This is a genomic window from Streptomyces sp. NPDC044106, assembly GCF_056433985.1.
On the sequence record NZ_JBWKFZ010000020.1, the window covers coordinates 36,610 to 54,615 of the forward strand.

18 protein-coding genes and 1 pseudogene are annotated in these 18,006 nt (G+C 71.4%); 9 read left to right on the forward strand and 10 right to left on the reverse strand.

Annotated elements, in window-relative coordinates; genetic code table 11:
• Nucleotides 1-35: 35 nt before the first annotated feature.
• The 7 genes from AC07DI_RS30660 to AC07DI_RS30690 form a co-directional block, all read right to left on the reverse strand.
• Nucleotides 36-1,058: a FecCD family ABC transporter permease gene (locus AC07DI_RS30660; RefSeq protein WP_478907490.1), complete on the reverse strand. Its 1,023-nt coding sequence runs from the start codon at nucleotides 1,056-1,058 to the stop codon at nucleotides 36-38.
• Complete coding sequence (locus tag AC07DI_RS30665; protein ID WP_478907492.1) at nucleotides 1,055-2,050, reverse strand: ABC transporter substrate-binding protein; 996 nt, start codon at nucleotides 2,048-2,050, stop codon at nucleotides 1,055-1,057. The genes AC07DI_RS30660 and AC07DI_RS30665 overlap by 4 nt, the downstream gene beginning before the upstream one ends.
• Nucleotides 2,051-2,162: 112 nt before the next feature.
• A complete protein-coding gene (locus tag AC07DI_RS30670) occupies nucleotides 2,163-3,014 on the reverse strand; it encodes a siderophore-interacting protein (protein ID WP_478907494.1) in 852 nt (283 codons plus the stop codon).
• Nucleotides 3,011-3,250 carry a phosphopantetheine-binding protein gene (locus tag AC07DI_RS30675; protein WP_384254325.1) on the reverse strand — a complete coding sequence of 80 codons (240 nt, stop codon included), beginning with the start codon at nucleotides 3,248-3,250 and terminating at the stop codon, nucleotides 3,011-3,013. The genes AC07DI_RS30670 and AC07DI_RS30675 overlap by 4 nt, the downstream gene beginning before the upstream one ends.
• Before the next feature lie 362 nt (nucleotides 3,251-3,612).
• Nucleotides 3,613-4,992 (reverse strand): mycothione reductase, encoded by a 1,380-nt coding sequence (locus AC07DI_RS30680; protein ID WP_478907496.1) that lies wholly within the window; start codon nucleotides 4,990-4,992, stop codon nucleotides 3,613-3,615.
• A gap of 56 nt (nucleotides 4,993-5,048) precedes the next feature.
• Nucleotides 5,049-5,828: a heparin lyase I family protein gene (locus AC07DI_RS30685; RefSeq protein WP_478907498.1), complete on the reverse strand. Its 780-nt coding sequence runs from the start codon at nucleotides 5,826-5,828 to the stop codon at nucleotides 5,049-5,051.
• Nucleotides 5,829-6,066: 238 nt separating this feature from the next.
• Nucleotides 6,067-6,636, reverse strand: coding sequence for a DoxX family protein (locus AC07DI_RS30690; RefSeq protein ID WP_478907500.1), 570 nt, complete (start codon nucleotides 6,634-6,636; stop codon nucleotides 6,067-6,069).
• Nucleotides 6,637-6,827: 191 nt separating this feature from the next.
• On the opposite strand from AC07DI_RS30690, the gene AC07DI_RS30695 reads away from it, so the two are divergent.
• The 3 genes and pseudogenes from AC07DI_RS30695 (at nucleotide 6,828) to AC07DI_RS30705 (ending at nucleotide 8,170) form a co-directional block, all read left to right on the forward strand.
• Entirely contained in the window at nucleotides 6,828-6,974 is a 147-nt protein-coding gene (locus tag AC07DI_RS30695; protein WP_384254317.1) for a hypothetical protein, read from the forward strand.
• An 8-nt stretch (nucleotides 6,975-6,982) separates the two neighbouring features.
• Nucleotides 6,983-7,153 (forward strand): annotated as a pseudogene (locus AC07DI_RS30700) (dihydrofolate reductase family protein); the annotation flags it as partial.
• A gap of 12 nt (nucleotides 7,154-7,165) precedes the next feature.
• Entirely contained in the window at nucleotides 7,166-8,170 is a 1,005-nt protein-coding gene (locus AC07DI_RS30705) for a YdcF family protein (RefSeq protein ID WP_478907626.1), read from the forward strand.
• A gap of 33 nt (nucleotides 8,171-8,203) precedes the next feature.
• On the opposite strand, the gene AC07DI_RS30710 is transcribed toward AC07DI_RS30705, so the two are convergent.
• The gene (locus AC07DI_RS30710; RefSeq protein ID WP_384254314.1) at nucleotides 8,204-8,755 is read right to left on the reverse strand and encodes an AAA family ATPase; all 552 of its coding nucleotides are present in this window, start codon (nucleotides 8,753-8,755) and stop codon (nucleotides 8,204-8,206) included.
• Between the two features lie 364 nt (nucleotides 8,756-9,119).
• Here AC07DI_RS30710 and AC07DI_RS30715 point away from each other — a divergent pair, with 364 nt between their 5' ends.
• From AC07DI_RS30715 to AC07DI_RS30735, 5 genes are all read left to right on the forward strand, one after another.
• Nucleotides 9,120-9,761, forward strand: coding sequence for a carbonic anhydrase (locus AC07DI_RS30715; protein ID WP_384254312.1), 642 nt, complete (start codon nucleotides 9,120-9,122; stop codon nucleotides 9,759-9,761).
• A gap of 60 nt (nucleotides 9,762-9,821) precedes the next feature.
• Nucleotides 9,822-11,342, forward strand: a complete 1,521-nt coding sequence (locus AC07DI_RS30720) for a SulP family inorganic anion transporter (protein WP_384254310.1) — start codon at nucleotides 9,822-9,824, stop codon at nucleotides 11,340-11,342.
• 130 nt (nucleotides 11,343-11,472) lie between these two features.
• Nucleotides 11,473-11,634: a hypothetical protein gene (locus AC07DI_RS30725; protein ID WP_384254308.1), complete on the forward strand. Its 162-nt coding sequence runs from the start codon at nucleotides 11,473-11,475 to the stop codon at nucleotides 11,632-11,634.
• A 131-nt stretch (nucleotides 11,635-11,765) separates the two neighbouring features.
• On the forward strand, nucleotides 11,766-12,983 hold the full coding sequence (locus tag AC07DI_RS30730; RefSeq protein ID WP_478907503.1) for a hypothetical protein: 1,218 nt from the start codon (nucleotides 11,766-11,768) through the stop codon (nucleotides 12,981-12,983).
• A gap of 35 nt (nucleotides 12,984-13,018) precedes the next feature.
• Nucleotides 13,019-13,597, forward strand: a complete 579-nt coding sequence (locus tag AC07DI_RS30735) for a glycine-rich domain-containing protein (protein ID WP_478907505.1) — start codon at nucleotides 13,019-13,021, stop codon at nucleotides 13,595-13,597.
• A 47-nt stretch (nucleotides 13,598-13,644) separates the two neighbouring features.
• Here the strand turns inward: AC07DI_RS30735 and AC07DI_RS30740 are convergent, their stop codons facing one another.
• A complete protein-coding gene (locus AC07DI_RS30740; RefSeq protein WP_478907628.1) occupies nucleotides 13,645-14,961 on the reverse strand; it encodes a phosphatase PAP2 family protein in 1,317 nt (438 codons plus the stop codon).
• 421 nt (nucleotides 14,962-15,382) lie between these two features.
• On the opposite strand from AC07DI_RS30740, the gene AC07DI_RS30745 reads away from it, so the two are divergent.
• Nucleotides 15,383-16,771 (forward strand): aminopeptidase P family protein, encoded by a 1,389-nt coding sequence (locus AC07DI_RS30745; protein WP_478907507.1) that lies wholly within the window; start codon nucleotides 15,383-15,385, stop codon nucleotides 16,769-16,771.
• Nucleotides 16,772-16,779: 8 nt separating this feature from the next.
• On the opposite strand, the gene AC07DI_RS30750 is transcribed toward AC07DI_RS30745, so the two are convergent.
• On the reverse strand, nucleotides 16,780-17,733 hold the full coding sequence (locus tag AC07DI_RS30750) for a DUF5829 family protein (protein WP_478907509.1): 954 nt from the start codon (nucleotides 17,731-17,733) through the stop codon (nucleotides 16,780-16,782).
• Nucleotides 17,734-18,006 lie beyond the last annotated feature (273 nt).

Genomic DNA, 18,006 nt, shown 5'->3' on the forward strand with positions numbered 1-18,006 from the left:
GCGCTCGGCGCGCAGTCCGCGTACGTTCAGTGTGTTCACAGCGCACCCGCCCCGTAGCGGCGGACGGCCCAGATGAGCATCGGGCCGCCGAGGAACGCGGTGACGACGGCCACCGGCACCTCGCCGGTGGGCAGCAGCACCCGCGATCCGATGTCGGCGATCAGCAGCAGGATCGGGCCGAGGACCATCGAGTGGAGCAGCAGCCACGGGACCGACCCCCCGGCCGGCTTGCGGACCAGGTGCGGCACGATCAGGCCGACGAACAGGATCGGCCCGGCGACCGCCGTCGCCGCCCCGCTCAGCACGGTGACCAGTACCAGGGCGACGGCCCGTACGCGGAGCACGCTCGCGCCCAGGGTCTGCGCCACGCTCTCGCCGAGCGCCAGGGCGTTGAGCGACCTGCTCAGCAGCAGCGCCGCGAGCAGGGACACCGCTATCGCGGTCAGCGGCAGGGCCAGCGGCGCCTGTTCGCGGGAGGCGAGCGAGCCGACCGACCAGAACCGGTACACGTCGAAGGTGTCGGGGAGCATCAGCCGCATGCCGAGCGCGACGCCGTTCAGGATCGCGGTCAGGGCCACGCCGGTGAGCACCAGGCGCAGCGGGGAGCGGCGTCCGACGGTGGCGACGAGCAGCGCCGCGAGCACCGATCCGGTGACCGCCAGGCCCAACTGGCCGGACTGGCCCGCGGCCAGTCCGAGCCCCGAACCGACGGTGATGGCGAACCCGGCGCCCGCGGTGACCCCGAGGATGCCGGGCTCGGCCAGCGGGTTGCGGGCCAGCGTCTGGATCAGCGCGCCCGCCACCGCGAGGGCGGCGCCCACCGCGACGGCGAGCAGTGCGCGGGGCGCCCGGACGTCCCGCACGATGACGTGGTCGTCGGTGCCCCGGTGGTCCAGGAGCGCGCGGAGGACCTCGGTGGGCGCGATGTGGCGGGCGCCGACGCCGATGCTCAGGACGGCGACCGCCGCGAGGATGACGACTCCGGCCACGAGCAGTGCGAGTTGCGGGCCGGCCCGCCCGGTTCCGAGCGCCTCGGGGGCGCGGCCCGCGACGCTCACCGCTTGAGGAGCGGCGCGAACGACGTGTCGATCGCGTCCAGGGTCTGCATGGCCTGCCCGTAGGTCGCGGCCTCGGTGCAGCGGATCGGGAAGGTCTTGCCCGCCTTGGCGGCGGGCAGGTTCTTCCACAGCTTGGAGTCCATGACGTACTTCACCGGCTGCGGGACGCTGCCGTCGGCGTTGACCGAGTAGGTGATGGCGTCGGCCTCGCCGAGCGCGTCCGGGAGCTCTTCGAGGGAGGGGTACTCGCTGACGGCTCGCGAGCCGGGGCCCTTCTTCTTGACCTTGCCGTAGTACTTCGCGCCGACGTCCTCGGCGATGTTCGTGCCCCACGAGTGGCCGAACTCGCGCTGCCAGGTGCCCTTGGCGCTCTCACCGTACGCGCCGACGTGACCCAGCTTCAGCCGCGGCAGCACCTTCTCGTACTTCTTCGCCAGCTTCGCCGCCTTGGCCTCGTACGCGTCCTGCACGGCGTCGAACTTCTTGAGCGCGCCGGCGGCGTCGGCCTGCTTGCGGGACTGCTCGCGCCAGGCGGACGGCACGGTCGGGCCGACCGCCACCACGGGGGCGATGCTCTCCAGGCGCTTGACGTCGATGTCGCCGAGGACGGGGGCGGGTACGCCGATGACGATCAGGTCGGGCTTGGCCTCGGCGACGGCCTCGTAGTTGGTCTCGGCCGCCTGCTCGCCCGCCACCTTGGGGAGCTTCTTGTACGTGGCGAGGTCCTGCTTGCTCATCATCGGCTCGCCGCGCTTCCACGACGAGACCCCGACCAGCGGCGCGTGGGCCTCGATCATGACGGGGACGGCGTAGCCGGTGGCGACCACACGCTTCGGGTCGGACGGGATCTTGATCTTGCCGTTGTCGGCGGCGAACACCCGGGTCCCACCGTTCCCGGAGTCATTCGATCCGCCGTCCGACGACCCGCATCCGGTCAGCGCCAGGGCCAGCGCCATGGCTCCGAGAAGGCCCGACGATCTGCGTATGGACATTCTTCCGCTCCTTGCTACTTAGGTAAGGCTAACCTTAGTTGACGTTCACTGGCGCCAGGACCACCGGGTGGCGGATTCACTCCGCGCCACCCCGTCCGGCCGCATCGGTCGGTCAGTGGTCGTCCTCGTCGAAGTCGGCGACGCCGCGCTTCCAGTAGCCGGTGATGTCGTGGTCGGCCCTGATGAGCCCCAGCTCGTCGCGGACCCAGCGGCGCAGCGGCTTGATCTGCCCCGCCTCACCGGCGACCCACACGTACACCCGCTCACCCCCCGGCACCGTCACCGCGGTCACGGCCCGCTCCAACGCGCCGCCGGTGCCCGGCGGTTGAGCGCCCCGGTGCAGCCAGCGCACCTCGAACCCCTCGGGCGCCGACAGCTCGATCTCCTCCGCGGCGTCGGCGACCTCGATGAAGGCCCAGCCCTTCGCGGTACGGGGCAGCTCCTCCAGGTGGCGCGCGATCGCGGGCAGCGCCGTGATGTCGCCGGCCAGGAGGTAACGGTCGTACGTGTGCGGCACGATCAGCCCGCCGGGCGGACCCGCGACGTGCACGACGTCGCCGGGCTCGGCCCGGTGCGCCCAGTCTGAGGCGAGGCCGCCGGAGTGCGGGACGATGTCGATGTCGATCTCGCCCGCGGCCGGGTCGTAGCGGCGCACGGTGTACTCCCGGGACGTGGGCACCGGCCGCGGCCAGCGCAGCATCGTCCCGTTCCGCTCGGGCAGCCGCAGCGAGCCGTCCGGCTCGGGAAAGATGAGCTTCACATGCTCGTCCGGCGCGTGGGCCTGAAACCCCTCGGCGCCCGGGCCGCCCAGCCTGAGGCGCAGCAGGCCCGCGCCGACCATGGCCGTACGCACGACCTCGACCTCGCGGAGGCCGATCGGGTAGCCCACCTTCTCGGCGTGCAGGCCCGCCCGGACCTCCGCGATCCGGTCCAGATGACGGTGGCGGTGATCGGCCCGGCTCATGCGGCACGGCCCGTCAGCAGGGCGGTCCAGTGGCCCAGTTCGGGCTGTTCGGCGAGGTCGGGAAATTCCAGCGTGGCCGCCCCCGCGGTACGCCACCGCTGGACCAGGGTCATGATCCGCACCGAGTCCAGGCCGAGGTCGAACAGGTCCTCCCCCGGCACGATCTCGGCGGGGTCGCAGTCGAGCAGCTCCGCGATGTCGGCGCGGACGCGCTCGGGCGACAGGGTCTGGTCCATCGGATGGGCTCCTTCGGGAGACGGGCGCCGGCGGCGCGATCAGCGCGTCGGCGGGGGACGGTGGTGATGCCGGCGCCACGGTGATCGGCGGGCGCGTGCGCGCACCCCGGTGAGGCGTTCACCCCGGAAGGGGCCAAGGGGCGGAGTCCGCAGACGACAGCAGCACGGACTCCGCCCCCGCCGCTACTCAGGGAAGGCTAACCTAACTTAATCATGAAGGAGGCGTGCAAAGGGAAGGCGGGTCGGGGACCTGTCCCGACCCGCCTCCCCGGCGCCGCCGCGCGTACCGCTACGTCACGGGACGGTGCGGCTCCGCCGATTGGCCGTGCCCACCAGACCTGTGGCGGCCTCTCGCGGCGCCGTCACGCGCCCTTCCCCGTGTCCAGATCGCGGAGCGCGTTCTCCACCACCTCGGTCAGCGCCGGATGGATCCACAGCGGCCGTTCGGCGACCTCGCGCGCCGTGAGCCCGAAGGTCATCGCGAGGACGAACGGCTGGATGAGAGTGGCGGCCTGCGGCCCGAGCACATGCGCGCCGAGCAGTCGCCCGGTGGCCCGGTCGGCCAGCACCTTGCAGAACCCCTGCGTGTCCTCCAGCGCCCAGCCGTACGCCACGTCCTCGTACCGGCGCGAACCGACCGCGTACTCCCTGCCCTGCTCGCGGGCCTCCTGCTCGGTGAGGCCCACCTGGGCGATCTGGGGCCGGGCGAACACGGCCGAGGGCACCACGTCGTACGACATCGAGCGCGGCTCGTCGGGGTGCAGGAGGTTGTGCGCGACCACCTCGCCCTCGCGGTTCGCCACATGCTTCAGGGGCGGCCCGGGCGTGATGTCACCCAGGGCCCAGACGCCGTCGGCACTGGTCCGCAGTTGCGCGTCGACCTCGATATGGCCGTTGTCGTCGCAGGCGATGCCGGCCCGGTCCAGGTCGAGGCGGTCACTGTTCGGCTCGCGCCCCACGGCGACGAGGAGCGTGTCCGCCTCGATGACCGAGTCGTCGTCGAGGGTCAGCCGCAGCTCGCCGGGGCGCCCCTCCACACGGACGAGTTCGCGGCCGAGGCGCAGGTCGTGGACGGAGCTCACAATGTCGGTGAAGGCCGACGCGGTCGACTCGTCCTGCTCGGAGAGGAGCCTGTCCTTCTTCTCCACGACGGTGACGGAGGTGCCCGCCGCGTGGAAGACGTGGGCCAGTTCGGCGGCGATGTAGCCGCCGCCGAGCACCACCATGCGCCGGGGCACCTCGGAGAGCCGCATCACGGTGTCGGACGTTTCGTAGGGCAGCCCGGAATCGGCGACCGGGGGCGGGACCACGGGACGGCCTCCCGCGGCGACGACGATCCGGTCCGCGCTGACCGACACGGTCCCGTCCGCCGTCTCCACCGAGAGTTCACGCTCGCCGGTGAACCGGGCACGCCCGCGGTACACGGTCGTGAAGTCCGACGCGCGGCGGTCGCCCTCCTCGTCCCGCGAGACGGCGTCGAGCCGCCCGAAGACGCGTTCCTGGACGGCGGGCCAGGCGATCCCGTCCGAGGCCGCCCGGACGTCGTGCCGCCCGGACTCGCGTACGGCGTCCGCCACCTCGGCGGTCACCGAGAGCATCTTGCTGGGAATGCACCCCGCGTTGAGGCAGGTGCCGCCGAAGGGGCCCTCCGCGACGACGGCGACGTCCAGGTGCGAGAAGCGGTCGTCGATCACTGAGTTGCCGGTGCCTGCGCCGAGGACGACGAGATCATGGTGTGACATATGCGGAGAGTATCCACATATGCCCACCGCACACCTCTTGGGCGGGCCCCGGGCCGTCAGTCGACGTCCGCCCGGGACTCCCCCATGGCGAGCCCGTCGATCCAGTTGATGGAGGCCGTGCTGGTGTCGGTGCCCCAATAGGTGCCCCAGCGCGGCTTGTTGCCCAGGTCGTCCCAGGTGCGGGCGCCGGTACGTGAGGCGATCTCACGGCCGTCCAGATGGACGGAGAGCTTTCCGGAGCTGCCCGAACCAGTGGTGATGCCGAGCTGGACCGAGTGCCAGGCGCCCGCGGACCACGGGGCGGAGCCGATGGATATCCACTCCTCCCCGGGAGCGACGTACCAGACCTTCAGCTTCCCGCCCTCGACTTTCATGATCACGGGGTAGTTCTGGCTGTGCTGGTCGTTGGTGCCGTTCGACTTCCACTGGAAGACGGTCTGGGCGTCACCCGTCTTGGTCATCGAGTCCCAGCCGAACCAGTACGTCCGCCCCTCGCGCCAGGTGTACTCGCCGCTCGCGGTCCGTACGTTGTGCGCCTCGCAACGCGGTACGCCGATGGGCTTGTTGAACTTGAAGATGTCACCGCGGGAGCCGCCCCAGTTGTCGACGGTGACGCTCCCCGGCGACGCGCACAGGGTGGTCCCGAAGACACCGAGCCCGTTCGACGCGTCGCCGTCCCACAGCACGCTCCTGTGCTGGTGCGCCGGGGACTTCTCCGGGCGGCCGTGGGCCGCGTTCCGGGTGCCGCTGGAGTCGGGGCCGGCGGCGGCCCAGGCCGCGAGCAGGGCGACGACGAGGCCGCCCGCCGAGGTCAGCGTCTTCCCGGTACGGTTCACCGCGTGCTCCTGCGAGGTGTCGGGGCGATGGAATCGGCCTCTGGCCGAGGCCGAGAGTGCCACCGGCCCGCGACGACAGCAAGCGCTTGCACAACAGGGTTCTCAATTCTTCACGACTCCGGCGCGTCACGGCAGTCGTGTGTCACGGCAGTCGTGTGTCACCGGGAACCGGACGAGCGGCGGGTTCGACGAATCCAGCCGTGCGTCACCACGGACCGGATCCAGCCGCCTCCGCCCCTCACCGATGCCGGGTGACCGCCTGCTGCGCGCTCTCCGAGACCGAGCGAACGGTTCCCGCGGCGCTGTCGGAGAGCGAGCGGACCGTTCCCGCGGCGCCCTCCGCCGCTCCGCTCAGCGCGCCGACGGCATCCCGCCGGGTGCGCCGGGCCGCCCGTCGTCCCGTCGTGGCCGCGGCGCGGGTGCGGTAGGCGACGGAGGGCTTGCCGTGCGTGTCGGCCGCGGCGATGAGGAGTCCGCCCATCAGCGAGACGTTCTTGATGAACTGGGTGCGCTGCGCGGCCCGCTGCTCGGGGTCCTTCTCCTTCCAGAAGGCGTGCCCGGCCAGGGTCGTCGGCACCAGCGATCCGGCCAGCGCGAGCGCGGCGATCCGGGGCATACGTCCGGTGGCCAGCATGAGGCCGGCGCCCAGCTGCACCGCACCGTTGATGCGGACCAGCTTTTCGGGGTCCTCGGGGAGCCCGGGGATCCGGGAACCGACGGGAACCGCGACGGACTCGGCGGCGACTGCCGCGCCTTCGGGGTCACGGAGGGTCTTGAGCCCGCCGGTGACGAAGACGGAGGCGAGCATGGGGCGTGCGCATTTCCTGAGAACAGCCATGTCTTTCGGCTGCCCTCAAAGGCCGCGTTCAGACACATATTCGCCGCCGACCGGGTGAGGTCCGCGCTCGCCCGGCCGCATCAGGGGAGCCGCTCGGGGTACGGGAGCAGCAAGCCGACAACCCATCCGCCGCCACGGCGGTGAGAGCCCGGGAGGACCTCATGGCCGGACTGTTCGCACGTATCAAGGCATTCAGCCGCACGCCCCAGGGACGGCAGGCGGTCAATACGGCGCGCCGCGCGGCCGCCGACCCGCGCAAGCGCGCGCAGGCCCGTTCGCTCCTCACCCGACTGCGCGGACGCCGCTGACCAGTAGCCTGACCGACCGTTACCACCTGCTCGTCTTCCCGCTCCTGCCCGGGGCGGGCAAGCGGCTCTTCAACGACACGGACAACGACATGCGCAAACTGCGGCTCGCCGAGCACGAGGCCTGCCCCGACGGCCTGCGGAAGAACGTCTTCGACGTCGTCGGACGAGACGGCGGCTGACGGTCTGTGCGCATCTTGGTCTACGCCCCGGCGGCCCTGCTCCTCCTCGTCTTCTGCTGGCGCATGGCACGCGAGCGCCGCCGGTTCGGCAACGCGGTGCTCCTGGGTCTCGCCGCCCTCTGCGGTCTTGCCGCCTGGATGTACGAACTGGTCACGGCCGACTCGACGTCGGGGCGGGTCGTGGCCGCCTCGCTGCTCGGCCTGGGCGCCACGGGCATCCTCGTACTCGTCGGCCTGCTCTTCTTCAACGGCCTGCACATGGTGCGCAAGGAGGGCAGGAGCCCTTCCAACCTGCTCTCCCTCGCGGGCGCGCTCGGCATCGTCGCCGTGGTGGCGCTGGCGGTCACGGCGGCGGTCCTGCGCACGCCCGTGCTGGTCGGGGCGGGGGTGGCCGCTCTCGGGCTCGCCTGCTACCTCTCGTTCCTGTTCCTGAGCTTCGTCGCGTACGCCTTCCTCTACGGGCGTCTGCGCATCCGCCGCAAGGCCGACTACGTGGTGGTCCTGGGATCCGGCCTCGTCGGCGGGTCCACTGTGTCCCCGCTGCTGGCCAGCCGTCTCCTGCGGGCGCGGGAGGTGCACGAGCGACTCAGCAGGCGCGGTGGGCCGCCGGTGCTCATCGTCTCCGGCGGGCAGGGCCCGGACGAGGACCTGCCGGAGTCCCACGCGATGGCCGACTACCTGACGGAGCGCGGTTTCCCGGCCGAACTGATCGAACGGGAGGACCGGTCGACGACGACCGAGGAGAACCTGCGGTTCAGCAAGACGATCATGGAGAAGGCCGGCCCCGGCTATCGGTGCGTCATCGTCACGAACAACTACCACGCCTTCCGCGCCGCGCTCACCGCCCGACGGGTCGGCGTCAGGGGGCAGGTGGTGGGCTCGACCACGGCCGCCTACTTCTGGCCCAACGCCACGATGCGCGAGTTCGCGGCCGTGCTCGTCGCCTACAAGCGGACCAATGCCGCCATGTGTCTGCTCTTCGTCCTCTGCGGGGTCCTGGCCTGGGCGACGCGCTGAGCGCCGACCATCGGACCCTGAGCCGGGGCGCCCTCAGCCGTTCGCCAGGATCGCGTCGACCGTCTCGTCCAGTGTCATGCCCGAGCTGTCGAACCACTCGCCCTCGCCCGCGAGTTCGCCGCGCATCGCCTCGTCGAGGAACGACCAGTCGTCGGCAAGGACCTTGTCCCGTGCGGCGAGCCGCGCGGAGACGACCTCGATCGAGGGCGCGAGCACGATGAGGCGCAACGGCAGGCCCTTCAGCTGCTCCCGGTAGAACTCCAGGTGCGCGCGCCGCACGACCACGTCGTCGATGACGGGGACGACACCGGCGGCGTGGAAGCTGCGGGCCAGGACCGCGCCGTTGCGCGCGCGGAGCAGCAGCTGACGGTCCGCCTCCAGGTCCTCCTCCGGCTTGGGCAGCCGGTTGCCGGACACGATCAGGTCCTGGAGGTGGTCGCCCTCGATGTGCGCGCCGAGGGGGAACCGGCGGGCCAGAGCAGCCGAAACGGAACTCTTGCCGGACCCCGGAATGCCGACGACGAGAAAGACGTGAGGGGCCGGTTCGGCGTCGACGACCTGGCCCTGGAACGACGTGTCCGGCATGTTTCCCCTGCTCCTTCTGCCTCTGGCCACCTCTGGTAGAGCGCCGCCCCGAAGGGCCGACGCGGCGAGCGTAACAACGGCCGCCGCCGGTGGTTTCACCGGTCGGCAGAAGGAGACGGGACGGAATTGCTTCACATCGTCCGCACAATCTGCACCGCATACCTCAACCAACGGTTGATTGCTGCACCAAAACCCCGCCCAGGGACGCTAATTACTCAATCTTTGGCAGAATTTTGCTCTGACATCCAACCGTAATGCGATGGCAAAGTGATGGACACGGCGGCCGCACAGGCTGTCACCGTCACCGTCGACCCGACCACACCGCGTCCCGGCCCCGCCGCAGCGACGCAGGAGGCAGGCCACCTTGAAGTCACTGATAGACAACGCCCGCGCGTTCGCCACGGCACACGTGGCGGACCCCCACAACGCCGAGGCGTTCGCAGCCCTCGGCGCCGGGCAGTCGCCCGAAGCCCTCTTCGTCACCTGCTCCGACTCACGGGTCGTCCCGGCCCTGATCACCGGAGCGCGCCCCGGCGAGCTCTTCGAGCTCCGCACGGCGGGCAACGTCGTCCCGCCCTACCCGAGGGACGGCACCACCGAGCGCCCCGGCCACCCGCTGAGCGAGGCGGCCACCATCGAGTACGCGGTGCACGTGCTGGGCGTCCGCTCCATCGTCATCTGCGGACACTCCCACTGCGGCGCGGTGGGCGCGCTGGTGCGGCGCGAGGACCTGTCGGCCGTACCGGCCGTGCGGGACTGGCTTGAGCACTCCGTGGCCCCCGACGCCGCCCTGCGCTCCGTCGCACCGGACTCCCCGGACGTGGCGGAGGCCGTGCAGACACACGTACTCGCGCAGATGGAACGGTTGCGGGCGTACCCCTGCGTGCGTGAGCGGCTCGCCGACGGCTCGCTCACGCTGCACGCCTGGTACTACGAGGTCCACACCGGCACCGTCACCGCCCACCGGCCCTCGGACGACGGCCGCCCGGCGTTCGGTCCGCTGTGAGAGCCGCCGCGACCCCCTGACCGGCCCGGCCCGCTCCCACGACAGGACCCCCACACCCTCATGTCCTCCCTTCCCCCTGCCCCTTCCCCCCTCCGGTCGCCCTTCCTCGCCCTGCGCGAACCGGGCGTGCTGCGCCGGGACATCCTGGCCTCACTCGTCGTCTTCCTCGTCGCCCTGCCGCTGTGCGTCGGCGTGGCGGTCGCCTCCGGCGTACCCGCGGAGCTCGGCCTGGTCACCGGCATCGTCGGCGGTCTGGTCGTCGGCTGCCTGCCGGGCAGCGCCCTCCAGGTGAGCGGCCCCGCAGCCGGCCTCACCGTGCTCGTCTTCGAAGCGGTACGCGAATTCGGGCTCGGCATGCTCGGCGCGATCGTGCTGCTCACGGGCGCGCTCCAGATAGCGCTCGGCCTGCTGCGCTGCGGCCGGTGGTTCCGCGCGATATCGGTCTCCGTCGTCCAGGGCATGCTGGCGGGCATCGGACTCGTGCTGATCTTCGGCCAGCTCTACACCATGGCCGGGGCGAAGCAGCCGCTCTCCGGCGTCGACAAGATCACCGGGCTTCCCGGGCTGCTCGCCGACACCGTCGGGGACACCACGTCGCTGACCGCCGCGGCCGTCGGCCTCGGCACCATCGGCGTACTCGTGGTGTGGCCGAGGCTGCCCGCCGCTGCGCGCCTGGTCCCCGCGCCGCTGGCCGCCGTCGCGCTCGCCACCGCCGTCACCGCAGGTCTCCGCCTCGACGTGGCGAACGTGTCGGTGCGCGGCATGGTCGACGCCGTCCAGCCGCCGGGCCTCGGCGAACTTGCCGACCTCGGCAGCGTGGCCGTGCTCGGCACCGTCCTGGCCTTCACCCTGATCGCCTCCGCCGAGTCACTGTTCAGCGCCGCCGCGGTGGACCGTATGCACGACGGGCCGCGCACGCACTACGACAAGGAACTCGTCGCCCAGGGCGTCGGCAACACGGTGTGCGGCGTGCTCGGCGCGCTTCCGATGACGGCGGTGATCGTCCGCAGCTCCGCCAACGTCCAGGCGGGCGCCCGTACCCCGCTCTCCCGGATCCTGCACGGCGCGTGGCTCCTGCTGTTCGCCGTGCTGCTGCCGGCCGCCCTCGGCATCATCCCGCTGGCGGCGCTCGCCGGTGTCCTGGTGCACGCGGGCTGCAAGCTGATCCCGGTCAAGGAGATCGTCCCGCTCGCCCGCGCCCATCGCGGTGAGGCGGTCGTCCTCACCGTCACCGCGGTCGCCATCGTGGTCACCAACATGTTCGAGGGCGTGGTGCTCGGCCTGGTCCTCGCCGTGGCCAAGTCCGCCTGGGACACCTCCCATGTCCAGCTGGACGTCCGGGAGTTGACCGACGGCCGGATGGTGGTGACCCTCACCGGAAACGCGACGTTCCTGCGCCTGCCCCGCATCCTGGAGACGCTCGAAGCCATGCCCCAGGACCGGCCCATCGAGCTGGACCTGACCGGGGTCCGCCACCTGGACCACGCCTGCCGCACGACGCTGGAGAACTGGGCGCTGCGGCACAACGACAGCGGTACGGAAGCCGTACGCATGAAGACGCTTCCGGTGGCCGGGGCCTGAGGGCCTCCCCCGCCACCCGCCGTTCGCCGTTCCCCCGATTTCCCCGCTCCGGGGGCCAGGCACCGAACGCCCGGCCCCCGGTGTCCCACCCCCTCGGCACGGAGTGCCGATCAACCATGGAGGTATCACCGTGGACCAGCTCATCAAGCGCATGACCGAGGAGTCCGTGTGGCGCAAGTGGGTCGCCGCGAACTCCGCGCAGGGCGCGGCCGGCGCGAAGGAGGGCTGTATCAGCGCGACGCCGAAGAGCGGCTGCATCAGCGCCACCGGCAAGACGGGCTGCATCTCCTGAACCGCTGACCGGACGGGGGTGGTGGCCACGGTGTCATCACCAGCCGCGGCCACCGCCCCCGCCCCCTGTCCCCGCCTTCCTTGCCCTTGCCCTTGCCTCTGCCCCTGCCCCTGCCCCGAACCGGAGACCTCTTGAACCGCCTGCCGAGCGCCGACGTCCTGGACCGGGTCCGGGACATCCCCCTCTACCGCGCCTATGTCGAGCGCGGCGACTTCCCGATCCTGGAAAAGCCGGAGATCGCCAGGGACTTCCCCGACAACTGGATGACACCCGGGCTCGCACGCGCCCTGGAGACGGGCGAGGCCGAGTTCGTCCTGTCCACCGGGACCAATCACGCCCGCATGCAGCTCATCCGGCCGCCGTACTTCCTGCTCCGCTCCTACTACCGCCTGTGGAGCGAGCACCCCGAACTGGGACCGCTCTGGCACGAGCAGGCCCGGCGGATCTCGCTGACCACCGTCCTCGCCACCGAGCACGTGGCCCGCGTCAACGCCCGCAAGCCGGGTGCCACGCCGGGTGAGCGCTGGCTCGACGACCGGACCCTCTATCTCAACCGCACGCTGGACCCGGCCGACTGGGACCGCGCCGAGGTCGAGAGGATGCTCGCGGAGATCACGGAGGTGAGCGCCGCGCACCCTCGTGGCGCGTATCTCCTGGACTGCTCCGGGTATCACCTGGCGCATCTGGTACGCAGGGTCGACGCCTGGGGCCTCTGGGACCGCTTCCCGCGGCCGGCCGGCATCGTCCACGCCTACGAGTACACGCCGCTGAACGTCCGCGCGTATCTGCGGGCCCACTTCGGCTGCCCGATCGTGGACCTCTTCGGCAGTACCGAGCTGGGGTACCTCTTCCACAGCGACGGGGACGGCGGCTACCGCCCCTACCTGCACGACATGAGCGTGGAGTTGCTGCCGGTGGAGCCGGGCAGCGGCATCCACAGCCTCATCGTCACCAGCATCCGCAACCCCTACATGCCGCTCGTCCGCTACCGGTCCGGCGACTGCGTCCGCACCCGCGACGGCAGCACCGATCCGGCACGGATCGTCTCCTTCTGCGGCCGTGAGAAGGAACTGCTGGCCACGCCCGAGGGACCGGTCGCCCAGGCCGACCTCGACGCACGGGTCACGGCTGGCTCGCCGCGCGTCTTCCTGCACCAGCTGCGGCTGACCGGCGAGGGGCAGTGCCTGCTCTCCTGCACGACCTTCGACGGCGAGCCGCTCACGCCCGCGGAGGAGTCCGGCATGGCCGCTTCGGTGAGCTCGCTGACCGGCCGGTCCTGCCGAGTGGAGCACCGCGCCCAGGTGCCGATCGGCCGCTCCGGCAAGTACGCCTGGCTGACCACTACCTAGCGACGAGCAACGAGCGACGACCCCGAGGAAACCACATGCCCGCACCCGCACCGTCCGCGCCCGCTTCTCCCGACACAGCGACCGCCGCCCAGACCTCCGCCGCCCGGACCCCCGCTTCCGAGGTCCCCACCGCCGAGAGCTTGCTCGGCACGGCCCTGCACCAGGAGGTCGTCCGGCACTTCGCGGCGAAACCCGACGCCCCGGCGGCCTCCTACGTCACCCACCAGGTCCGCGAGTGCCTGCGCTATCTCTACCTGGTCTCCCGCCACCCCGACCGGCTCGGCGGCCTCTTCCTCCCGGTCGAGCAGGAGATCGACGAGATCTGGCACTACCTCATCCTCCAGACCCGCGAGTACCGCGAACTGTGCGAACAGCGGTTGCCCGGCGGACGCTTCATCCACCACCGCAGCGTGTCCTACGACGACTACCAGCAGGCACCGGGCCGCGAGACGGCCGCGGAGGAGGCCCTGCGGTGGCTCCCGCTGTACACCGCCGCGTTCGGTCCGTACGACGAGGACGCGCTCCCGCACTGGACGGTCGTCCGCTTCCTGCACGAGGAACTGAGGCTCTCCCTGGAGGAGATCGCCGCCCTGGCCGCCGGGTCGGGCAGCTGAATCAGGTGTCGCCGAGCACCTCCCCTCATGGGGAGGTGCCGCACCGCTCACACCAGTTCGGGCTGTGGTTCCAGCTGCTGGGCCGGTGCCGCCTTCGGCTCCCACAGCTTCATGGTCCGCAAGTAGGTGTGGATCACTGAGACCATCGACAGGACGAGGAGGGGGCCGAACACCCACGGGTGCCTGGCCATCTCCAGCGGGATGAAGCGGTAGGACAACAGGAGCGCGACGAAGACCGTCGTACCGTAGGCGACCAGTTGCACCCCCGCCCGGTCCCAGCCGCGGTCGTGGCAGCGCAGCGCCGCGTCGACGGTGACCGCGAAGACCACACCGGCGATGATGTCCGCGCCGTAGTGGTAGCCGAACCCGAGCGTCGCGCCGAGCGTGGCAAGGAGCCAGAACGCGCCCGCGTACCGCAGGTACCGGGGGCCTCTGCGGGAGTGGATGAAGATCGTGGTGGCCCATGCCGTGTGCAGGCTGGGCATGCAGTTGCGCGGGGTGAGGTCGTCGTACGGCATCTGGTGCGGGACGGCGACCGTCGGCGGCGTGTGCGGCCACAGGTTGGCCACCGCCCACTGCACGCCGCCGGTCCCCGAGGCACCCGGACCGTAGGCGAAGATCGGCCCGACCACCGGGAAGATCATGTAGATGCCGGGTCCGAGCAGGCCGATGACCAGGAACGTGCGCACCAGGTGGTGGCCGGGGAAACGGCGCTCGGTCGCCACGTGCCGCAGCTGGTAGAGCGCGACCACCACCGCGGCGACCGCGAGCTGGATGTAGACCCAGTCGAGGAGGTGCGTGCCCACCGAGCCGGTGGCCTCGACCATGCGGCCCACCACCCACGAGGGGTTGCCCAGCGCGTGGTCCGCGGTCGCCACGTACTGGTCGAGGACCGTCGGGCGGGTCTTCCAGGTGATCAGCAGCCAGGCGTCACCGGTCTTGCGGCCCGCCACGAGGAGCAGGCCGAGGCCGACGCCCTTCAGGAGCAGGACGCGTTCCTGGCCGGTGCGGCGCGTGAGGGCGATGACCCCATAGCCCAGGATCACCCACAGCGCGCCGTTGCCGAACATCATGTCGGCGCCGACCACCCAGCGCACCAGGAAGAAGACGACATCGATGCCGACCGCGACACCGGCCGCGATCAACCGTTCGCGCCAGGTGAGCACCACCATCATCAGGGCCATGCTGGCGTAGAGCAGCGGCCCCGACTTGGGAGCGAAGATCACCTCTCGCGCCTGATTGGTGATCGGTCCCGCCACGCCGTAGTGGCGCACGGCGATCTCCAGCGCGACGAGAAATCCGAGGGCCACCACGGCCGCCGCGGTCCACAGAATCGCCCGGGGCTGACGCCACGCGGCGAAGATCTTTCGGCTGTCTATTCGCGAAAACGCCCGCGATGCTATGGATTTCAATTTATGGCCGATGTGTGAGATGTCTACAAAACGTCGCTTTTCGTGCCGGACGGCATGCTTCCGGTCGATGAGGACGATCGGCCGCAAGTTTGAGCATGCTATCGGAGCGGCGCCGAGGGGGTTCCGCTGGTCACGGGCGGTACAGGGAGCACTCCGCAACGGCATCGGCGATCGGCTCGGTCACCCGTTCGGCCGAAGGGGGCGAAAGCGTGTCGCATGGGCCTGAAACGTACCCCTTCACGAAGCCCAACTCCCCGGACCCACAGGCGATTTGAGGCCGAACGGCACTCCGCACCGATGCCGCGCCATAGTAATGTGACATTTTACTGACCGGCCTCCGGGCCGCCGTTCGCGTTGTCCCCAGGGAGTCCTCGTGACCGAATCCGGCACCCGTCCCGCCCCGTCGCTCCACACCGGCAGCCACGATCCGGTCGCCTCGGCCGAGCTGTCCCGCTTCATGGCCTCAGCCTGGGCCCCGTCCGCCCTCCCCGACTCCGCCCGGGTCGCCCCGTACGCCGTCACCCCCGCACGCCGGGCCCGGCTCTCCGCCCGCTTCCCCGGTGAGCGGCTGATCATCCCGGCGGGTGAGCTCACGGTCCGCTCCAACGACTGCGACCACCGCTTCCGTCCGCACAGCGCCTACGCCTGGCTGACCGGACTGACCGGGGAGGACCAGGCGGGCGGCGTGCTCGTCCTGGAGCCTTCGGGACCCCGCGCGCACGAGGCGGTGCTCCATCTGCGGCCGCGTTCGCCACGGGGCGCCGGTGACGAGGAGTTCTACCGGGACCGGCGCTACGGCGAGTTCTGGGTCGGGCGCCGCCCCGACCTCGCCGAGGCCGAACGGCTCACCGGCATCCGCTGCGCCCACCTGGCGGCCCTGGGCACCCCGACCGGCCGCAACGCCGCCACCGACCCCGGACTGGCCGCCGTCCTCTCCGAGTTGCGGCTTGTCAAGGACGCCTGGGAGGTCGCACAGCTGCAGCTCGCCGTCGACCACACCACCGCCGGGTTCGAGGACGTGGTGCGCGCCCTGCCAACCGCGCTCGCGCACCCGCGCGGCGAACGCTGGATCGAGGGGACGTTCGGCCTGCGCGCCCGCGCCGAGGGCAACGGCACCGGTTACGAGACCATCGCGGCCGCCGGCGCCCACGCCTGCGTACTCCACTGGATCCGCAACGACGGACGGCTCGACCCCGACGAACTCCTGCTCCTGGACGCGGGCGTGGAGACGAACAGTCTCTACACCGCCGACATCACCCGCACCCTGCCGCTCTCCGGCCGCTTCTCCCCCGTCCAGCGCCAGGTGTACGAGCTGGTGCTCGCCGCGCAGGAGGCGGGCATCGCGGCGCTGCGCCCCGGGGCCCGCTTCCGGGACTTCCACCGGGCCGCCATGCGGGTCGTGGCGGAGGGGCTCGCCGAGTGGGGAGTACTCAAGGACGCGGAGGGCGACCTGCACCGCCGCTACACGCTGTGCGGCAGCGGCCACATGCTCGGGCTCGACGTCCACGACTGCGCGAAGGCGCGGGCCGGGACCTACCTCGACGGCGTCCTGGAGGAGGGGCAGGTCCTCACGGTGGAGCCCGGCCTCTACCTCCAGCCGGACGACGAGACCCTCCCCGCCGAGCTGCGCGGCATCGGCGTCCGGATCGAGGACGACCTCGTCATCACCGCTGAGGGCTCCCGGCTGCTCTCGGGTGCGCTGCCGCGTACCGTCGTGGGCGTCGAGGAGTGGATGGGCGCGCTGCTCGACGACCGCACCTGAGTCCGTGTCTACCTGGGCCCGTCGAACGTCCACAGGGCGCGCACGCCCGGGCCGACCGCGAGCGTCGAGCGGCCGATCCGTTCCTCGTGGCGGTGGATCGCGGGCCGGTTGAGCGAGAAGGCGATCTCCCGCAGACCGGCCTCCTCACGCGTCGTCGCGTCGAACCGGATCGTGGTGCCATCGTGCGATGCGACGGCGCCGCCGCCCGGCAGCGACTTGACGGCGAAGCCACCGGCCTTCAGCAACGGCACCGTGCTCGCGACGTCGCGGCGCGTCAGGGCCAGGCGCAGAGATGTCACATCACGCATCTGGTGGTCGCGGTAGTCGTCGCTCAAGTACCGCTCCCTGCCCACGTCGCCGGGGTGGCTCGGCGGTTCGGTCCTGCCGCGCGGGTCGGCGAAGTACTCCGGCCGGTACTCCATCGACCAGGCACCGAAGGAGTCGTACGCGTCGGCGGCGATGGCGAAGAAGCCGTCGAACCAAGGCACCGGGACGCCGTCGCCGAAGTCGCGCGTCTGCAGGAAGTCGGCCGGGGTGACGCCCAGGGCCACGAGCCGTTCGCGGACCGTCGCGAGGTCGCCCGCCTGCTCGACGGAGAGGCCCATCCCGGTGGCGCCGAATGCGCCGTCCTTGCCGGGCAGGTCTCCGACCCCGAACAGTTCGACGTAGGTCTCGCGCCCCATGAGGTAGCGGCCGGTCCAGACCTGGCCGCCGGAGCCGGTCGTGGTGCGGACCTGGAAGTTCGCGAAGTCGCGGAGGTAGGCGGAGTCTTCGATGGCGTCGGCGGTCTCCCGGTCGAGTACGCCGTAGGCATGGTTGAAGAACAGGAGCTGGCGGCCGGGCGCGGGCCGCTCCCCGCCGGGCGGCGCCGCCCACGCGCTGCCCTGGACCGTCCAGGCCAACGCGGCGACGAGCGCCATGACGAGGGCCATCACCATTCGCGACTTCCGGCGCAGCAGCATGCGGGGATAGTAGGGCGGGCCGGGCCGCGGACGCTCGGACTCCGCGAAGTCCGGCGCGGGAGTCGCCGTCGGCCACGGCGGAGGATTTCACTCCCGGCCGGGTCGTGGGGTACAGTCGATCTTGTGCTCGACGCCGAACAGGCGGTACCGGGCCCGGCGTTGGTGGTCCAAGGAAAGGCGCCCCACTTCCTGTGGGGAGATGCAGGTGCAAGGCCTGCCCAGCGCTCGCGACAGAAGGCCCGGCCTCCGTGACGGAGGCCGGGCCTTCTGCTG